General features: G+C 73.0%; 17 protein-coding genes and 1 riboswitch. Of the genes, 6 read left to right on the forward strand and 11 right to left on the reverse strand.

The window, feature by feature from the left end:
- Positions 1-29: 29 nt before the first annotated feature.
- Positions 30-392 (forward strand): STAS domain-containing protein, encoded by a 363-nt coding sequence (locus tag AB0A90_RS10420; protein ID WP_357244821.1) that lies wholly within the window; start codon positions 30-32, stop codon positions 390-392.
- Positions 393-411: 19 nt separating this feature from the next.
- On the opposite strand, the gene AB0A90_RS10425 is transcribed toward AB0A90_RS10420, so the two are convergent.
- Complete coding sequence (locus AB0A90_RS10425; protein ID WP_357244823.1) at positions 412-1239, reverse strand: 5'/3'-nucleotidase SurE; 828 nt, start codon at positions 1237-1239, stop codon at positions 412-414.
- A complete protein-coding gene (locus AB0A90_RS10430) occupies positions 1236-2213 on the reverse strand; it encodes a PfkB family carbohydrate kinase (RefSeq protein ID WP_357244824.1) in 978 nt (325 codons plus the stop codon). The genes AB0A90_RS10425 and AB0A90_RS10430 overlap by 4 nt, the downstream gene beginning before the upstream one ends.
- Before the next feature lie 188 nt (positions 2214-2401).
- Here AB0A90_RS10430 and AB0A90_RS10435 point away from each other — a divergent pair, with 188 nt between their 5' ends.
- Positions 2402-2869 (forward strand): SRPBCC family protein, encoded by a 468-nt coding sequence (locus AB0A90_RS10435; protein ID WP_357244826.1) that lies wholly within the window; start codon positions 2402-2404, stop codon positions 2867-2869.
- Positions 2870-3045: 176 nt separating this feature from the next.
- Here the strand turns inward: AB0A90_RS10435 and AB0A90_RS10440 are convergent, their stop codons facing one another.
- The 5 genes from AB0A90_RS10440 to AB0A90_RS10460 all read right to left on the reverse strand — a co-directional run bounded on the left by AB0A90_RS10440 (position 3046) and on the right by AB0A90_RS10460 (position 9265).
- On the reverse strand, positions 3046-3546 hold the full coding sequence (locus AB0A90_RS10440; protein ID WP_357244828.1) for a hypothetical protein: 501 nt from the start codon (positions 3544-3546) through the stop codon (positions 3046-3048).
- Between the two features lie 207 nt (positions 3547-3753).
- Positions 3754-4770, reverse strand: a complete 1017-nt coding sequence (locus AB0A90_RS10445; RefSeq protein ID WP_357245193.1) for a hypothetical protein — start codon at positions 4768-4770, stop codon at positions 3754-3756.
- Between the two features lie 56 nt (positions 4771-4826).
- A riboswitch (cyclic di-AMP (ydaO/yuaA leader) is annotated at positions 4827-4958 on the reverse strand.
- Between the two features lie 111 nt (positions 4959-5069).
- Positions 5070-5987, reverse strand: coding sequence for a cation diffusion facilitator family transporter (locus tag AB0A90_RS10450; protein WP_357244830.1), 918 nt, complete (start codon positions 5985-5987; stop codon positions 5070-5072).
- Positions 5988-6094: 107 nt separating this feature from the next.
- Complete coding sequence (locus tag AB0A90_RS10455) at positions 6095-8209, reverse strand: AAA family ATPase (protein ID WP_357244832.1); 2115 nt, start codon at positions 8207-8209, stop codon at positions 6095-6097.
- Positions 8210-8317: 108 nt separating this feature from the next.
- Positions 8318-9265: an alpha/beta hydrolase gene (locus AB0A90_RS10460; protein ID WP_357244834.1), complete on the reverse strand. Its 948-nt coding sequence runs from the start codon at positions 9263-9265 to the stop codon at positions 8318-8320.
- Positions 9266-9424: 159 nt separating this feature from the next.
- On the opposite strand from AB0A90_RS10460, the gene AB0A90_RS10465 reads away from it, so the two are divergent.
- Positions 9425-10051 (forward strand): carbonic anhydrase, encoded by a 627-nt coding sequence (locus AB0A90_RS10465; RefSeq protein ID WP_357244836.1) that lies wholly within the window; start codon positions 9425-9427, stop codon positions 10049-10051.
- 74 nt (positions 10052-10125) lie between these two features.
- Here AB0A90_RS10465 and AB0A90_RS10470 read toward each other — a convergent pair whose 3' ends face one another.
- Positions 10126-10455 carry a hypothetical protein gene (locus AB0A90_RS10470; protein ID WP_238687209.1) on the reverse strand — a complete coding sequence of 110 codons (330 nt, stop codon included), beginning with the start codon at positions 10453-10455 and terminating at the stop codon, positions 10126-10128.
- A gap of 309 nt (positions 10456-10764) precedes the next feature.
- On the opposite strand from AB0A90_RS10470, the gene AB0A90_RS10475 reads away from it, so the two are divergent.
- Complete coding sequence (locus AB0A90_RS10475; RefSeq protein ID WP_357244838.1) at positions 10765-11256, forward strand: DUF3145 domain-containing protein; 492 nt, start codon at positions 10765-10767, stop codon at positions 11254-11256.
- Between the two features lie 86 nt (positions 11257-11342).
- Positions 11343-13076, forward strand: coding sequence for a glycoside hydrolase family 3 N-terminal domain-containing protein (locus tag AB0A90_RS10480; protein WP_357244840.1), 1734 nt, complete (start codon positions 11343-11345; stop codon positions 13074-13076).
- Between the two features lie 30 nt (positions 13077-13106).
- Here the strand turns inward: AB0A90_RS10480 and AB0A90_RS10485 are convergent, their stop codons facing one another.
- Entirely contained in the window at positions 13107-13772 is a 666-nt protein-coding gene (locus tag AB0A90_RS10485; protein WP_357244841.1) for a lipoprotein, read from the reverse strand.
- 135 nt (positions 13773-13907) lie between these two features.
- Between AB0A90_RS10485 and AB0A90_RS10490 the strand changes: the two genes are divergently transcribed.
- Positions 13908-14126 carry a hypothetical protein gene (locus tag AB0A90_RS10490; protein WP_357244843.1) on the forward strand — a complete coding sequence of 73 codons (219 nt, stop codon included), beginning with the start codon at positions 13908-13910 and terminating at the stop codon, positions 14124-14126.
- Between the two features lie 48 nt (positions 14127-14174).
- On the opposite strand, the gene fabF is transcribed toward AB0A90_RS10490, so the two are convergent.
- Positions 14175-15401: a beta-ketoacyl-ACP synthase II gene (gene fabF, locus AB0A90_RS10495; RefSeq protein ID WP_357244845.1), complete on the reverse strand. Its 1227-nt coding sequence runs from the start codon at positions 15399-15401 to the stop codon at positions 14175-14177.
- A gap of 2 nt (positions 15402-15403) precedes the next feature.
- Positions 15404-15643: an acyl carrier protein gene (locus tag AB0A90_RS10500; protein ID WP_030330276.1), complete on the reverse strand. Its 240-nt coding sequence runs from the start codon at positions 15641-15643 to the stop codon at positions 15404-15406.
- Positions 15644-15691: the final 48 nt, after the last annotated feature.

Consider the following 15691-nt stretch of genomic DNA (forward strand, 5'->3'; position numbering starts at 1 on the left):
CCGGGGGACGGGCGGGTGGAGGTGCTCGCGTGAGCCTGTCGATCGTGAAGTCTGTTCTGTCCGGTGGAGTCGTGGAGATCGCCCCGCGGGGCGAGATCGACGTCGACACTGCGTACGAGGTGCGCGAGGCGATCGCGGAGGTGCTGGCCAAGGGCCGGCCGCTCCGCATCGAGCTGAACATGAGGCTGGTCACCTTCATCGACTCCGTCGGCATCAGCGCCATGGTTGCCGGCTTCCAGACGGCCGAGGTCAGCAACGTCAAGCTGGTGGTCACCGAGCCGAGCCGGTTCGTGCACCGGCAGCTCTGGGTGACCGGTCTGCTCGGCCTGTTCGGTGCCCCCGAGCCCTACTTCGCCGGTGCCGCCACCCCCGAGGTGCTGCCTGGCGCCTGAGCGCCACCAGACAGCACGGTCAGGGCTGGTCGTCCAGTCCGGTCAGGTCGATGTCGGTCGCCTCGGTGACTGCTCGGATGGCCGTCACCGACGCGTACCCGGCGGCCAGCAACGCCACATCGGTGCCGGGCTGCGCGGCCTGCCCCGGCTCCTCCAGTGAGGTACGCACGAAGCCGTGGCCGGATTCGGCCACCGTCATCTGCACCTGACCGAAGCTGGCCAGCGTGCCGCGTCGCACCCCGCGCAGCCGCCCGTGCGGCAGATCCGGGGCGTTCACGTTGAGCACGCTCTCCATCGGCCCGGAGGTCAACCGGGGGAGCAGGTCCAGGGCGACCCGCGCGGCGGTGCTCCAGTGCCGCTCGGCGTCGCGTACCCGGGCGGCGGCGTCCACCGCGGCACCACCGCTGGCTGCCGTCGCCTCGCCCGCGGACAGCACGTCGAGGGAGACCGCCATCGCCCGGCAACCGTTCGTGGCGGCGGTGAAGGCGGCTCCCACCGTTCCGGAGTGCAGCACGGCCCGCCCCGCGTTGGCACCCCGGTTGATCCCGGAGAGCACCACCGACGGCGGTGGGCCGAATGCGCCGTGCAGCGCGATCAGGGTGATGAAGCCGGGGGAGCCACCCACCCCGTACGCCGGCACGCCAGCCAGGTCCGGCAGCGGATGGTCGTTCACGACGACCCTCCCGTCGCGCTCCACGGCGCTCATCGCGGCGCTGGTCCCGCTCGCCTCCTCCAACGGCGCGGCGACCACCACGTCCAGGCCCCGCTGTGCCGCCGCCCAGGCCAGTGCCTGAATGCCGGGCGCGGCAATCCCGTCGTCGTTGGTGATCAGCACCCGCAGCGTCATCGTTCGACCACCCGGCCGGCCAACTCGTCCGGGGTGGTCCGCTCCTGGGGTCGGCTGTCCGCCGGCACCAGCCGGACCCGGTCGACCAGGCCGGTGATCGAGTCCAGTCGTCCGGTGCCCAAACCGTGCCGGGTCACGTTCATCGCGCCGGCGGCGGCGCCGGTGCGGATGGCGGTCCGGATGTCCCCGCCCCGGGCCACGACGGCGGCCACCCCGGCGGTCATCGAGTCGCCCGCACCGCGCGGATCGGCGGCCTCCAACCGGGGCATCTCGACCTCGAACAACTCGCCGTCGATGAGCGCCAACGCCGGCTGTTCGGCCCGGCTCACCACCACCGTCTCGGCGCCGGCGGCGTGCAGTTCGTACATGGCCCGGGTCAGCTCCAGGCTGTCGTCGCTGCAGGCGCGGCCGTCGCGGATCAGCTCCTCGTGACTCACCTTGAGGAAGAACACACCGCTCTCCAACACCGCGCCGAGGTGGTCGCCGGAGAGGTCGACCACCACCCGGCCGCCGTTGGCGGCGAGGTCGGCGGCGAAGCGCCGGTACAGATCGGCCGGGACCAGCCACGGCTCGTTCGGCCCACTGAGGATGCTCACCGCGGCCCGCAGGCCCTCGCCGAGGGCCAGGTTGTACAGCTCGTCCAACTCGTGTCGGCTCAACGGCTGCCCCGGTATGTCGGCGATCTCCTGCCGCGAGCCGTCCCGGCGGTCGTGCACGTACCCGCCGCTGCCGGAGTCACGGACCACCACCTTCAGGTCCACGCCCTCGCTGACCAGGAGCGGCTCCAGCACCTGACCGATCTCGCCGCCGAGGGCGGCGCAGAGCACCACGTCGACACCGAGCGACATCGCCATCCGCGCCTGCCAGACGCCCTGCCCGCCGGGGTGCAGATGCAGCTCGGGGTGCTCGTTCGGCTGGTCCACGGTGACCGTGAGCTGCGGGGTGGGCGCGAAGACCATCACGTGCCCGCTCATCCGTCGTCGCCACTCATGATGCCGCCCTCCTGCACGGTTGGGTGATTCCTCACCAACCGACCCTAATGCGACATCTGGCGGCGGGGCATCCCATCGGCCGCGGTTCGCCCTGGCATCGGCGGCCGTCGGGCGTTGCCAGGCAGACATCGGTACGGGACGATCGTGCGACACGCGACGGTGGGAGAAGAGTGCTCAGCAGCGATACCTTCAGCTACACCGTCCAGGCCCGGTGCACGCTGGCCGACGCCGCGGCGATGCTCAGCGACCTGACCCGACAGGGCGAACTGCATCCGCTGATCGTCCAGGTCCGCCAACTGCCGCCCCGACCCGGCGCCCGGGCCAGCTACACGATCAACGACAGGCTGGTGGCCGGCCCACTGCGCTTCCGGACCACGTACCACGCGGACGTGCTGATCAGCGAGCACGACGAGATCGTCACGGTGGCCCGCCAGTGGCCCGCCACCACGGTGCGCAACCACACGCGACTGCGCGCCGAGCCGGAGGGTCTGGTCCGGATCGACGTCGAGATCACCCTGACCGCGCCGACGCCGCTGTTCCGGTACGCGTTCCGCCAGGCGCGGGCCGCTCACCTCGCCCTCGCCGCCCGCCTCGGCCCGGCCCTCGACCGCGCCGGTGACCCACCACCCCCAGCCTGACCCGCCCCCGCCCCCGCCCCCCGCCCCGCCGGCCTGGCCCCTCCACGCCGCCGTCCCGCCTCATGATCGTGCTCGATCCAGGATCTAGTGGCCTGCGGGCGTCGGGAGGCCACTACATCCTGGTTTTAGCGCGATCTTGGCGGCGCGATCCCGGCAGCCCGGTCGTGGTGGCGCGGTCACGGGTTGCGGCCGTGGCCTGCCAGGGCGGGTCGGGCGGCGGGACGTCGGCCCCACGGCTTGTACGTGGACAGCACCGTCGCGATGATCATCAAGGTCGTCGACACCGCCGGCGCGATGACCAGGTCCACGCGGTCCCGGGCGGGGAGGGCGGCGCCCACCGCACCGGCGTGCCGCAGATTCGGCGTGAGCAGGAACAACACCAGCCCGACCATCACCGTGGTGAGCACGAGCTTGGCCAGCACCCAGCGATGGCGCCACAGCCCCCACGGGGTGAGTAGCGCGCTGGCGACCCCGATCAGCCAGACCAGGACGCTCAGCGGCGCGAACAGCACCGTGCCGACCAGCGCCGTGACCGGGTAGACCACCGCCGGGTCGGCGCCCCGCTGCACGGCGATGCCGAGGGTGAGGAGCACCAGGTCGGCGCCGAGCCAGCCGAGCGAGGTGACCAGGTGCAGGGTGAGGAGCCCCTTGCGGGCGGTGGGTGGGATCCGACGCATACCGCGATGCTGCCCGCCGACCCGCGCCGGGTCGTCCGACCGCCGACGACATCCGGGGTACGCCCGGCGACGTACCCCGGCCCGGCGACACCATCCTGATCAACACGACAATCGCCGACTCCGGGGTATCCCGTCGTCCGGACACCCCGGAGTCGGCGACTGCGAGTGGATCACCCCCGGACCGGTCCGGGGGAGCCGTCGGGTGGGTCAGTAGACCGACAGGTGTACGTGGTTGGTGTGGTCGGTGGAGGGGGTGCCGCTCGCGCCGCTGTACGACTTCCACCCGCTGCTGGGCAGCCAGATCTGCCGGTACCAGATCACGTACAGCACGGCGAGCCGGTCGGCGTTGCGGATGAAGTACGCGGCCAGGTTGTTGCCGTACGTCTTGTCGCCGCCGGTGGCGTTGCCGCCGAAGCCGCTCGCCTGGGCGGCGAAGTCGCAGGCCCGGCCCTTGGGATGTTCACCGGAGCCGCTGGGGCGGTGACAGGAGACGTACCGGGTGAAGCCGGCGGCCTTGGCCTGGTTGAGCGCGTGCAGGGTGCGCGGGGTGATGCAGCCGTTGGCGGGGGTGGGGTCGTTGACGCTGCACGACTCGGATGGCCAGGAGCCGTCGGAGTTGCGGGGTGCCGCCTTCGCGTTGGCGGTGGAGGTGCCCCGGTTGGAGCCGCTGTCGGCGGTGGGCTGCGGCTTGGGGGTGTTGGCCACGGTCAGGGCCCGTTCGGCCTGGTCCTTGCGCTTGGCCATCACCGCGACCTGCTTGCGCTGTTCGGTGATCTCGCCGTTCAGGGCGGTCCGGGTGCGGTTGGCCTGGTCCTTGGTGGCGAGCAGATCGCGCAGCACTCGGTCCTCGTTGGCGGCCACCGCCTCCAGGGCGGCGGCCCGGTCCATGAAGCCCTCCGGGCTGTTGCTGTTGAGTAGCGCCGACACCGCGCCGAGCCGGCCGGTGCGGTACGCCACGCCGGCGATCTGACCGACCTTGCCGTCGCGCTGGGCCAGCTCGACCTCGATGGTCTTCAGTTGGGTGGCGAGTTGCTGCTGCCGCTGCACGGAGGTGTCCAGAGCGCGCTTCGCGTCCAGGTAGCCCTTGCTGGCTGCCTCGAGTTGGGCGCGGAGCGAGGGGGTGCCGCCCTCCTCGTCGGAGTCGGGTGCGGCTGCGGCCCGCAGGCCGGTCGGGGGAGCGGCCGAGGCGGTGCCGGCCGGGATCGCGACGCCGAGGGCGAACATCGCGACGATCAGGGCCGCCAGTCGGGCGGCGGGTGGTCGTGCTGGTGCCACTGCGCATGTCCTTCCGTCAGCCGCCGACCGGGTTAGCTGACGGGTTCGGGACGGAAGATCCCTACCGCTGACGCGGATGCACCCCAGGAACGTGGTTCCCCGGTTCGCCCGGTTGGGCGATTAGGCGGCGGCCGCCACCGGCGCCTGGAGGGCGCCGCCTGGTGGAGGCCGGGACCGAGCCTACCGGTGCGGGTGGGGCGGCTGCAGCCGATGTGACGGACGGTGCGTACGTCGTCACGAGAAAAGTGTCACCACTCGATCGAGCCGCAGGCTCCGGAGGCGGCGCCGGGCTCGATCTGCAACGTCGCGTGTTCGATCCGGAAGTCGTCGTGCAGGGCGGTACGCGCTGCGGTGAGCACCGCGCCGACCTCGGCGCCGGGTGCCATGGTCAGGTGCGCGGAGGCCACGTCCATGCCGGAGGTGAGCGTCCAGACGTGCAGGTCGTGCACCTCGACCACCCCGGGGACCGCGGCCAGCCGGTCGTGCACGGCGGTCACCTGGAGGTGCTCCGGGGCGGCCTGCACCAGGATGCGGACGGCGGCCCGTGCCAGCCGCCAGGTGCGCGGCAGGATGAACACGCCGATGGCGACGGCGACCAGTGGGTCGGCCCACCACCAGTCGGTGACGGAGATGAGGAGCGCCGCGCCGATCACGCCGAGTGAGCCCAGCAGGTCGCCGAGCACCTCCAGGTAGGCGCCCTGGATGTTGATGCTCTCCCGGGCTCCGGCGCGGAGCAGGGCGAAGGCGGCGATGTTGGCGAGCAGGCCGAGCACGGCCACCACGAGCATCGGGCCGGCGACGACCTCGTGCGGGTCGCCGAAGCGGCGGATCGCGGTGATCAACACGTAGATCGCGACGCCGGAGAGCAGAACGGCGTTGGCCAGCGCGGCGAGGACCTCGAGTCGGTAGAGCCCGAAGGTGCGCTGGGGGTCGATGGTGGCCCGGCGGGTCGCGGTGATCGCGGCGAGCGCCATCCCGATGCCGAGCACGTCGGTGAACATGTGTCCGGCGTCGGAGAGCAGGGCGAGTGAACCGGTGTGCAGGGCGGTCACCGCCTCGACCACCATCAGGGCGGCGAGCAGCCCGAATGCCGCCCAGAGTCGACCCCTGTGCTGGTGTGCGGCATTGGCGACCGACCCATGGTGGTGGTCATGACCTGCGCCCACGAGATCCACCTTCCGCCGCCGGTTGGGGCCCGGTCAAATGTATGCTCACATCGCTATGTATGCAAGTGTGGCGTGGACCGCTGGTCCGCCGGGCGAGACGCGCCGGATCAGCCGGTTGGATCGATGGTGGTGAGCCGTTGCGTGGCCCGGGAGAGCGCCACGTACAGGGTGCGTACCCCCGCACCCGGATCCGCCCGGATCTCGCTCGGGGCGACGAGCACGACCCCGTCGTACTCCATGCCCTTGGCCTCCAGGCTGGTCACCACCTGTAGGCGCGGCGCGTCGAGCGCGTCGAGCCAACCGGCGACCTCGTCGCGGCGGGGGACCGGCGTGATCACCCCGACCGTGCCCTCCACCTCGGCCAGCAGCCCGGCGGCCGCCTTCACGACGGCGGTCTCCAACCCGCTCGCGGGCACCACCAGCTCGACCGGATCGACCCCGGTGGAGCGCACCGCGGTCGGCAGCGGCAGGTCGGGGTAGAGCCGGCGGATCTCCGCCGCCGCCACCGCGAAGATCTCCGACGAGTTGCGGTAGTTGGTGGTGAGCGTGAAATCGTGCCGCTTACGCCGGCCCAGCGCCTGGTCCCGGGCCCGGGTCAGCTCCTCCGGATCGCCGGTCCACGCGGTCTGCGCGGGGTCACCCACCACCGTCCAGGAGGCCAGGCTGCCGCGCCGTCCGACCATCCGCCACTGCATCGGCGAGACGTCCTGTGCCTCGTCCACCACCACGTGCGCGTAGTCCCGGTAGTCCTCCGGACGCTCCCGGGCCGCCGCCCGGGCCGCCCGCTGCCGCTCGCTCGCGGTGGTCAGCTCGCGTACGCCGCCAGCGAGCTGGAACGGGTCGCGGCGGGCCTTGGCCGGCTGCGCCGGCTTGCCGAGCAGGGCGTCCAACTCGTCGAGCAGCGCGATGTCGGCGATCGTCAGCCCATCGGATTCCAGGCTCCGGTACGCGGCGCCGAGCAGCCGGATCTCCGCGGAGGAGAGGATCCCGCCCGCGTACCGGCGCAGCCGCTCCGGCCGGGCCAGCCAGCCGAGCACGTGCCGGGGGTGCAGCCGGGGCCACCACGCCTTGAGAAACTCGCGGAACTCGGCCCGGTCGGCGATCTCCGCCTCGAAGGTCCGCTGGTCCGGCAGGCGAACGCCCACCTCGCGGGCCTGCGCCCAGAGCGCGGCGAACACCCCGTCGAAGCCGGCCCGGCGCACCTCGTTGCGACGGGCGCCGCGGTGCAGCGCGCGGTCCCGGATCCGGTCCAGCGCGGCCCGGTCCAGCCGCAGCAGCGTGCCCCGGTAGAGCAGCCGCAGCTCACCCGGGCCGTCCGGAACCGCGTCCCGGACCGCGCGTTCCAGCACCCGACGCATCCGCAGCGAGCCCTTCACCGCCGCCACCTCGGGCGGGTCGGTGCGGGTGGCGGTCATCCCCGGAAACAGAGTGCCCAGCGAGTGCAGGGTGGCGGTGTCCTCGCCGAGCGAGGGCAGCACCGAGGCGATGTACTCGACGAAGACCCCCGACGGGCCGACCACCAGGATCCCGCCCCCGGCGTAGCGGCTGCGCTCGGAATAGAGCAGGAACGCCGCCCGGTGCAGGGCGACCGCGGTCTTGCCGGTGCCCGGGCCGCCCGCGACGATCGTCACCCCGGAGCCGGGAGAACGGATCGCCTCGTCCTGCTCTCGCTGGATTGTCGCCACGATGTCGCGCATGCCCCGGCCGGTCGCCTTGGACAGGGTGGCCAGCAGGGCGCCGTCGCCGACGACCGTCATCCCCTCCGGGGCGGCGGTCGGGTCCAGCAGGTCGTCCTCGATCCGGGTGACCCGCTCGGCACGGGACTGGATCGTGCGGCGACGCACCACGTCCAGTGGCTGCGCCGGCGTGGCCTGGTAAAAAGCGGCGGCGGCGGGTGCCCGCCAGTCGACGACGAGCGTGCTGGCGTCCTCGTCCCGGATCCCGAGTCGCCCCACGTGCAGCACCTGCCGGTCCCGCAGGTCCAGCCGGCCGAAGACCAACCCCTCGTACTCGGCGTCCAGGACGTGCCGCCGCTGCGCCGCGTGGAAGACCATCGCGTCGCGCTCGACCAACGCGCCGAACGTGCCCACCCGGGCGATCCGGTAGCCGTCACGCTCGGCGCGGACCGCCGAGCGCCGCAGTTCGGCCAGTCGGGCGTACACCCGGTCGAGGTGTCGTTGCTCGACGGCGATCTCCTGCTCCAGGCCGGTCTGGTCGGTCAACACACGCTCCTTCGAAGGTCGCCGGCAGGCGGCGGAAACCGCGCAAGCCAACCGCAGAAGGGTACGGCCCCGGGCCGTGCCCGCCGCGCCCGAGGTGCGGGAACGCGCTCAGCCGCCCGTCCCGGCGGCGGCCGCGCCGGCGATCGGGGACGTCGGCCCGGTGAGTACCCGCCGCAGGACGCCGGTGAGCGCGGCGTTGACCTCGTCCGGGCGCTCCATCATCAACATGTGCCCGGCGCCCGGGCAGACGGTCAGCTCGGTGGCCGGGAGGGCCGCCGCGATCGACTCGGCGCAGGGCGGCGGGGTCAGCCGGTCCCGGTCGCCGACCAGGGCGGCGGCCGGCAGGTGCGCCAACGCGCCGAGGGTGTCCAGTCGGTGCTGGGTGCCGATGGAGGCACGGAACCCGCCGATCGAGCGCAGCGAGGCACGAGCCACCGCCGACGTCACCAGCCGGATGTCGGCCGGCTCGCAGCGGTCTCCGAACAGCATCCACCTGATGCTCGGTTGCAGCGCGTTCAGCAGCGCCCGGGGCGCTCGCCACGAGCCGCACCGGGCCAGCACACCGGCGCCTGTCGTCTCGGCCAGCCGGATCAGTCGGGCGATCCGCGGCGAGAGCCCGTAGACGGTGTGGGTGTGCCCCTCGGCGGTGGTGGACACGAAGACCAGACCGGCGGTACGGGCGGCGAAGTGCGCGGGGTGGCGGTGGGCGTACTCCATGATCGTCATGCCGCCCATCGAGTGCCCGACCAGCACCACCGGGCCGCCCGGCGCCACCGTGTCGAGCACCGCGGCCAGGTCGTCGCCGAGTTGGGCCAGGGTGGCCGAGGGCAACGCCATGCAGCTGGACCGGCCGTGGCCCCGCGCGTCGTAGGTGACCACCCGCACCGACCCGCCGACCGACGCCGCGGTGAGCGCGTCGACCTGCCGGTGCCAGGCGCGCCCGTCCAACGTCCAGCCGTGCAACAGGACGGCGGTGACCTGGGCGTCCGTCGGCCCCGTCACCTCGACGTTGAGCCGTACACCGTCGGGCATACCGACCTCGAAGCGCTCCGGCATCGTCACCTCCCCAGGGCCGCCCGGCACCACCAGTCCCTCCAATATCCGGCTACCCGCCAGGACACCACGCCAATCGCGCCGCGGCTGACATTCCCCGACCTCGCCCGTGGGGCCCGACGGCGGGCCAAGCTGGAGGACATGGGGTCGTCGGGAGCGCCCATGGGCGAGGCGTCGGGGCAGCGGCGGCAGGCCGGCGGCACTCCTCGCTCGGCACTGGCCGACCTGCTCGCCGGTAACCGGCGGTTCGTCAGCGGGCAGCCGATCCACGGGCACGACGTCACGGCCGCCGCGGCCGCCGCCTCGGGCGACCAGCAGCCGTACGCCGTGGTGCTCGGCTGCATCGACTCGCGGGTGCCGCTGGAGGCGATCTTCGACCAGACCTTCGGCGCGATCTGCGTGATCCGTACCGGTGGGCACGTCCTCGACCGGGCGGTGTGCGGGTCGATCGAGTACGTGGTCGGTCAGCTCGGCGTACCGCTGGTGCTGGTCCTCGGGCACGAGCGGTGCGGCGCGGTGGAGGCCACGGTGGCGGCGGTGCGCGCCGGGGAGCGCCCCGGTGGCTCGCTGGCGTACCTGGTGGACGAGATCGCCCCGGCGGTGACCGGGGTGGGGATCGACGACCCGGCGGTGCTGCCGCTCGCGATCCGCCGGCACGTCCGCCGGACGGTGCGCACCCTGCGCGAGGACGACCTGCTGGCCGGGCCGGTCGCCGCCGGTCGGGTGGCCGTGGCCGGCGGCCTCTACGACCTGGCCACCGGCGAGGTCGCCCTGCTCGATCCGGGCTGACCGGGACCGTGGACACGCGAAACCGCCCGCCGGGACTCCCGACGGGCGGTTTCGATGATGCGGTGGGGGAGGGCTCAGCCCTCGAAGACACCGGCCGCGACCAGGCGCTTCTCGGTGGCCTCCCAGCCGTCACCCGGGTGGGTGACAGCCAGGTTGTTGATCTCGGCCCGGATCTTGGCGGCGTGGCCGGCGGCGGCCAGCACGCGGATCTCCTCGACGAAGGCGTCGGAGTCCGTGCGCAGGTGCGCGGTCTTGCCGTTGGTCAGGTTCCGCACGTAGGCGTGCTTGCCGCCGTTGAGCGGGATGAGGTACTTGAACTCGCCCAGCACGCTGAGGGCGCCACCCTGGCCAGCCTGGCCGGCCCGGACGGACGCGCGCGCGGTCTTAGAGGTGTTGCTCGCCACGGAGGTACTCCTTGCAAGACGTACGGGAGGACTGGACGTCCGGGGGCTGTGTGCGGGCCACACTGCGCTCGGCCCGCGAAGGTGTAACGCGGCATAAGCCGCCGGTGGAACTGTACAGGACCACGACATCATGCTGGTCGTCGCGGTGTCCTGAGAGGTAACCGCAGCCACCCGTCCGGCTATTCCGGCCGGCGTTTTTTCCGATTCCCTGGCGCACCACGCGTCACAGGAGTCATCATGTGTTGCAGCAGCCACCTGGGTGGACGAGGTCGTAGGGGAAGACGCACCTCGCTCTCCCGGGAGGTCACCGTGCCAACGCGTGGCGTCGTATACGTCCATTCGACCCCGCTCGCCGTGTGCTCACACGTCGAGTGGGCGATCGCGCGCGTCCTAGCCGCGCCGGTCAACCTGCAGTGGACGGCTCAGCCCGTCGACCCCGGCGCACGCCGGGCCGAGTGCGGGTGGACCGGTCGTCCGGGGACGGGCGCCGAGCTGGCTGTTGCCCTCCGGCAGTGGCCCATGATCCGTTTCGAGGTCACCGAGGAGCCGAGTCCCGGTGTCGACGGCGAGCGGTTCATGTACGTGCCCGCGCGGGGTCTGTTCCGGGCCACCGTCGGTGTCGCGGGCGACATCCAGCTCGGCGAGGACCGGCTCCGCGCCCTGATGGTCGCCTCCCGGGCGCCTGAGGCGCTGGCACACGCTCTGGACAAGGCGCTCGGCACCGCGTGGGACGCCGACCTGGAGCCCTACCGGTACGCCGGCGACGGCGCCCCGGTGACCTTGCTCACCCGCGTGGGCTGACCCGGTCGCCCGTCCGCTGGCCGTACGCGTCGGGCCGGGCGCGACCGGTAAGGTCAAGTTGCCCCGATAAGGAAGAAGCTGGTGGGATGGGCGGCGTGTCGAATCGCCCCTGGCGCGCCACCGTCGCAGTCGCCGCCCTGACCGCCCTGCTCGTCTCCGGCTGCTCGGGTGCCGCCGAGCGCCCCACGCCGACGGCCAGCCCGGTCGGCGCGTCCGCCGCCCCGAGCGCCCCCGCCGCGACGCCGGCCAGCGACCCCGCCGCCCGTGCCGCGGCGCTTGTCGCCACGCTGTCCGACGAAGATCTTGTCGGTCAGGTGCTGATGCCGTACGCCTACGGCGACTCGGCGACGAAGGTCTCCGCCGGCTCGGCCGCCGGCAACCAGGCCCTCGCCGGGGTCGACACCCCCGCCGACATGATCACCAAGTACCGGCTGGGCGGCCTGATCCTGGTCGGCTTCAGCGCCGACGACCCGACCAAGGGCAATCAGGAGACCACGAACGTCGACAACCCGAAGCAGGTGCACGAACTCACCAGCGGGCTGCGTGCCGCCGCCGGTCGGCTCGCCGCCGGCCCCGCGCCACTCCTGGTCGGCACCGACCAGGAGTACGGCGTCGTCACCCGGGTGACCGACGGGGTCACCGTGCTGCCCAGCGCCCTCGCGGCGGGCGCGGCTGGCGACCCGAAGCTGACCGAGGCCGCCTGGCGGGCCGCCGGTGCCGAGCTGGCGGCGATGGGGATCAACGTCGACTTCGCCCCGGTGGCCGACGTGCTGGCCACCCGCAGCACCGTGATCGGCTCCCGTTCGTTCGGCGCCGACCCGAAGCAGGCCGCGGCGCAGGTGGGTGGCGCCGTCCGCGGCCTCCAGGCGGAGGGTGTCGCGGCCACCCTGAAGCACTTCCCCGGGCACGGCCACAGCGCCGACGACTCGCACCAGGATCTGCCGGTGCTCACCCAGTCGGCCGCGGCGTTGCAGAGCGGCGCCTGGCCGCCGTTCACCGCCGGCATCGACGCCGGGGCGATGGCGGTGATGTCCGGGCACCTGGACGCGCGCGCGATCGACCCGGGGACCCCGGCGACGTTCTCCCACAAGCTGCTCACCGACGTGTTGCGCGGTCAGCTCGGCTTCAAGGGCGTGGTGATCACCGACGGGATGAACATGCCGCCCGCGAAGCGCTGGGCTCCCGGCGAGGCGGCGGTCCGGGCGCTCAACGCCGGCAACGACCTCATCCTGATGACCCCGAACGTCGGTCAGGCGTACGACGGGCTGCTCGCCGCTCTGCGCGGCGGGTCGCTGCCCCGGACCCGGCTGGTCGAGGCGGTCACCCGGGTGCTGACCATGAAGTTCCGGCTTGCGGAGACCCCCGCCGCGCAGATGTCCACGCTCAACGCCCCGGCTCACCGCGCCGCGGCCGACGCGCTGGCCGCCGCCGCCGTCACCGTGCTGCGCGGCACCTGCGGCGCCCCGGTACGCGGGCCGGTCACCGTCACCTCCTCCGGCGGTCGGGACGGCACCCGCGCCGCGCTCACCGCCGCGCTGACCGCCGCCGGGGTGCAGGTCAAGCCCAGCGGCGGCACGATCGTGCACCTGGTGGGCTACGGCGACGGCGCCAAGGACCTGCGCACCGACGCGGCGGTCACGGTCGCCATGGACACCCCGTACGTGCTGAGTGGTGCGACGTCACCGACGCTGCTGGCCACCTACTCCTCCAGCCGGGCGTCCATGACCGGGCTGGCCGCCGTGCTGGCCGGCAAGGCCCGGCCGGGCGGACGGTCCCCGGTGACCGTCCCCGGACTGCCCGCCACGACCTGTGGCACCTGACCGGTCGGCGCGGACCGGTCGGCGCCCACCTCACTCGCTCTTCGCGAGCCCTCGCACCGCGAGCCGATACGCCGGCAGCACGTCGGTCCGTTCGACGATCAGCCCCTCGCTGACCTCGAAGACCAGCGTCTGACCCGCCGACTGGACGGCCAGCGCCCAGTTCCGCGACTCCTCCTCGGCCAGCGCGTCGGTGGCGAGCCAGGTCATCTCGGTGGCGTCGAAGCCGCCGGCGCGCAGGTCGCGGAACTGCTGGCCGGCAACTTTCTCGCCGCCTCCGGTGGCGTAACTCTCCAGCGCGGCGCGCGGGGTGACCGTCGGTGAGTCCGCCGCCCAGATCCGCAGGAACCCGCCACCGGCCGCCCGGCCGTCCACCTCGCAGCGCACGGTGGTGCCGCCGCGTTTGGTGAGCGCCTCGCCGACCAGTTCGGCCAGCTCGCCCTTGGGCGGCTCGATCGCCTTGGCCGTCCACCCTTCGGCCAGCGGAAACGACACAGGTACCGGGCAGGGGGAACCCGGGCCGCCGGCGGTGCCGCTGGGCGATGCCGGGGCCACCTCGTCGTACCAGGGCTCGCCCGTGGCCTGCGGGGCCGGGCCGCCGGCCGCGGGCCGGGCGGGAGCGGCGGCGTCGTCGCCGCAACCGGCCAGCAGGCCGAGGGCGAGCGCCGCCGAGACGGCGACGCGGGTACGAGTGTGCATGGTGGTGGTCCCCGTCAATTGATCTACAGTCGGCCCATCCAATCCGTGCGGTGTTTCCATGTCAACAGGGGATCGTGTGCCCGCGCGACGGAAATCGGGTCGCCGCCGCCCCGCTCGGTCTGACAACCTCACCGCATGGGAGAGGCAGCGGGATTCCGGCACACGCAGCGGGCGGACGGCACGGTGGTGATCACCCACCACGGACGGGTCGCCGGCACGTTGCGCGGCGCTCGGGCCGCGGAGTTCCTCGCCGAGGTCGACGACGACCCGCAGCTGGTGATGGCCCGCTGGACCGGCAACTACCGCCACGGCAACGAGCGCACCGCGAAACAGCACCCCCGCAACCGCGGCTGAACGACGCAGGGCCCCTCCTCGACGAGGAGAGGCCCTGCGCGCAGCGTCTCAGGGACGGGCGAAGACGAGCGCCACGTTGTGGCCGCCGAAGCCGAACGCGTTGTTCAACGCGGCCGGGATCTCCATGTGGCGGGCCTTGTGCGCCGCGACATCCAGCGTGAGACCGGGCTCCGGGTCGTCGAGGTTGATCGTCGGAGGGACGACACTGTCGCGGATCGCCAGGATGGTGGCGATCGACTCCAGCGCGCCGGCCGCACCGAGCAGGTGACCGGTCATCGACTTCGTCGCGGACAGCACCGGGTGGTCGCCGAGCGCCTTGTGCAGCCCGCCGATCTCCAGCATGTCACCGACCGGCGTCGAGGTGGCGTGCGCGTTGACGTGCACGATGTCCCGCTTGGCCACGTCCGCGTCCGCGATCGCCTTGGCGATGGCCCGGATGGCGCCCTCGCCCTCGGCGTGCGGCTGCACGATGTCGTACGCGTCGGACGTGATGCCGGCGCCGGCGAGGCGCGCGTACACCCGGGCGCCCCGGGCCGCGGCGTGCTCGGCCCGCTCCAGCACCAGGATGCCGGCGCCCTCGCCGAGGACGAAGCCGTCGCGGCCCCGATCCCACGGGCGGGAGGCGCGCTCGGGCTCGTCGTTGCGGGTCGACATGGCCCGCATCGAGCTGAAGCCGGCGATCGGCAGCGGGTGGATGACCGCCTCGGTGCCGCCGGCCACCACCACGTCGGCCCGGCCGGAACGGATGATGTCCAGGCCCAGCGCGATCGCCTCGGCGCCGGTGGCGCAGGCGCTGGCCACCGCGTGCACCCCGGCCTTGGCGCCCAACTCCAGCCCGACCCAGGCGGCCGGACCGTTCGGCATCAGCATCGGGATCGTGTGCGGGGAGACCCGCCGTGGCCCGGACGCTTCGAGGATGTCGTCCTGGGCGAGCAGGGTGGTGGCACCGCCGATGCCGGAGCCGACGCTGACGGCCAGCCGCTCCCCGTCGAGGTCGGAGCCGGCGAGGCCGGCGTCCGCCCAGGCCTGCTGCGCCGCGATGATCGCGATCGCCTCGGAACGGTCCAGTCGGCGCAGGCGGATCCGGTCCAGCACCTCGGACGGCTCCACGGCCAACTGGGCGGCGATCCGGACCGGCAGTTGCGCGGCCCACTCCTGGGTGAGGGCACTCACCCCGGAGCGGCCGGCGAGCATGGCGTCCCAGGTCGACGCGACGTCCCCGCCGAGCGGGGTCGTCGCGCCGAGCCCGGTGACGACGACGTCAGGACGACTCATGATCAGGACTGCGCCGCGATGTAGCTGACGGCGTCACCGACGGTCTTGAGGTTCTGCACCTCGTTGTCCGGGATCTTGACGCCGAACTTCTCCTCGGCGGCCACCACGACCTCGACCATGGAGAGCGAGTCGACGTCGAGGTCGTCGGTGAAGGACTTCCCCTCGGCCACGTCGTCCGGGTTCACTCCGGCAACCTCTTCGAGGATCTCGGCGAGGCCGGTGGTGATCTCGTCACGGGTCATTGCGGTTGGTTCCTTTCATCGGGGTTGTCCGACGGACGGCGTCGCCGA

The organism is Micromonospora sp. NPDC049204 (assembly GCF_040647935.1).
Lineage (GTDB): Bacteria > Actinomycetota > Actinomycetes > Mycobacteriales > Micromonosporaceae > Micromonospora.

Coding starts and splice junctions, on each gene's coding strand:
- AB0A90_RS10425 (WP_357244823.1), bottom strand. CDS start 1,239: ATGACGCTGCGGGTGCTGATCACCAACGACGACGGGATTGCCGCGCCC.
- AB0A90_RS10430 (WP_357244824.1), bottom strand. CDS start 2,213: ATGAGCGGGCACGTGATGGTCTTCGCGCCCACCCCGCAGCTCACGGTC.
- AB0A90_RS10440 (WP_357244828.1), bottom strand. CDS start 3,546: ATGCGTCGGATCCCACCCACCGCCCGCAAGGGGCTCCTCACCCTGCAC.
- AB0A90_RS10445 (WP_357245193.1), bottom strand. CDS start 4,770: ATGTTCGCCCTCGGCGTCGCGATCCCGGCCGGCACCGCCTCGGCCGCT.
- AB0A90_RS10460 (WP_357244834.1), bottom strand. CDS start 9,265: ATGCCGGAGCGCTTCGAGGTCGGTATGCCCGACGGTGTACGGCTCAAC.
- AB0A90_RS10465 (WP_357244836.1), top strand. CDS start 9,425: ATGGGCGAGGCGTCGGGGCAGCGGCGGCAGGCCGGCGGCACTCCTCGC.
- AB0A90_RS10480 (WP_357244840.1), top strand. CDS start 11,343: ATGGGCGGCGTGTCGAATCGCCCCTGGCGCGCCACCGTCGCAGTCGCC.
- AB0A90_RS10485 (WP_357244841.1), bottom strand. CDS start 13,772: ATGCACACTCGTACCCGCGTCGCCGTCTCGGCGGCGCTCGCCCTCGGC.
- AB0A90_RS10490 (WP_357244843.1), top strand. CDS start 13,908: ATGGGAGAGGCAGCGGGATTCCGGCACACGCAGCGGGCGGACGGCACG.
- fabF (WP_357244845.1), bottom strand. CDS start 15,401: ATGAGTCGTCCTGACGTCGTCGTCACCGGGCTCGGCGCGACGACCCCG.
- AB0A90_RS10500 (WP_030330276.1), bottom strand. CDS start 15,643: ATGACCCGTGACGAGATCACCACCGGCCTCGCCGAGATCCTCGAAGAG.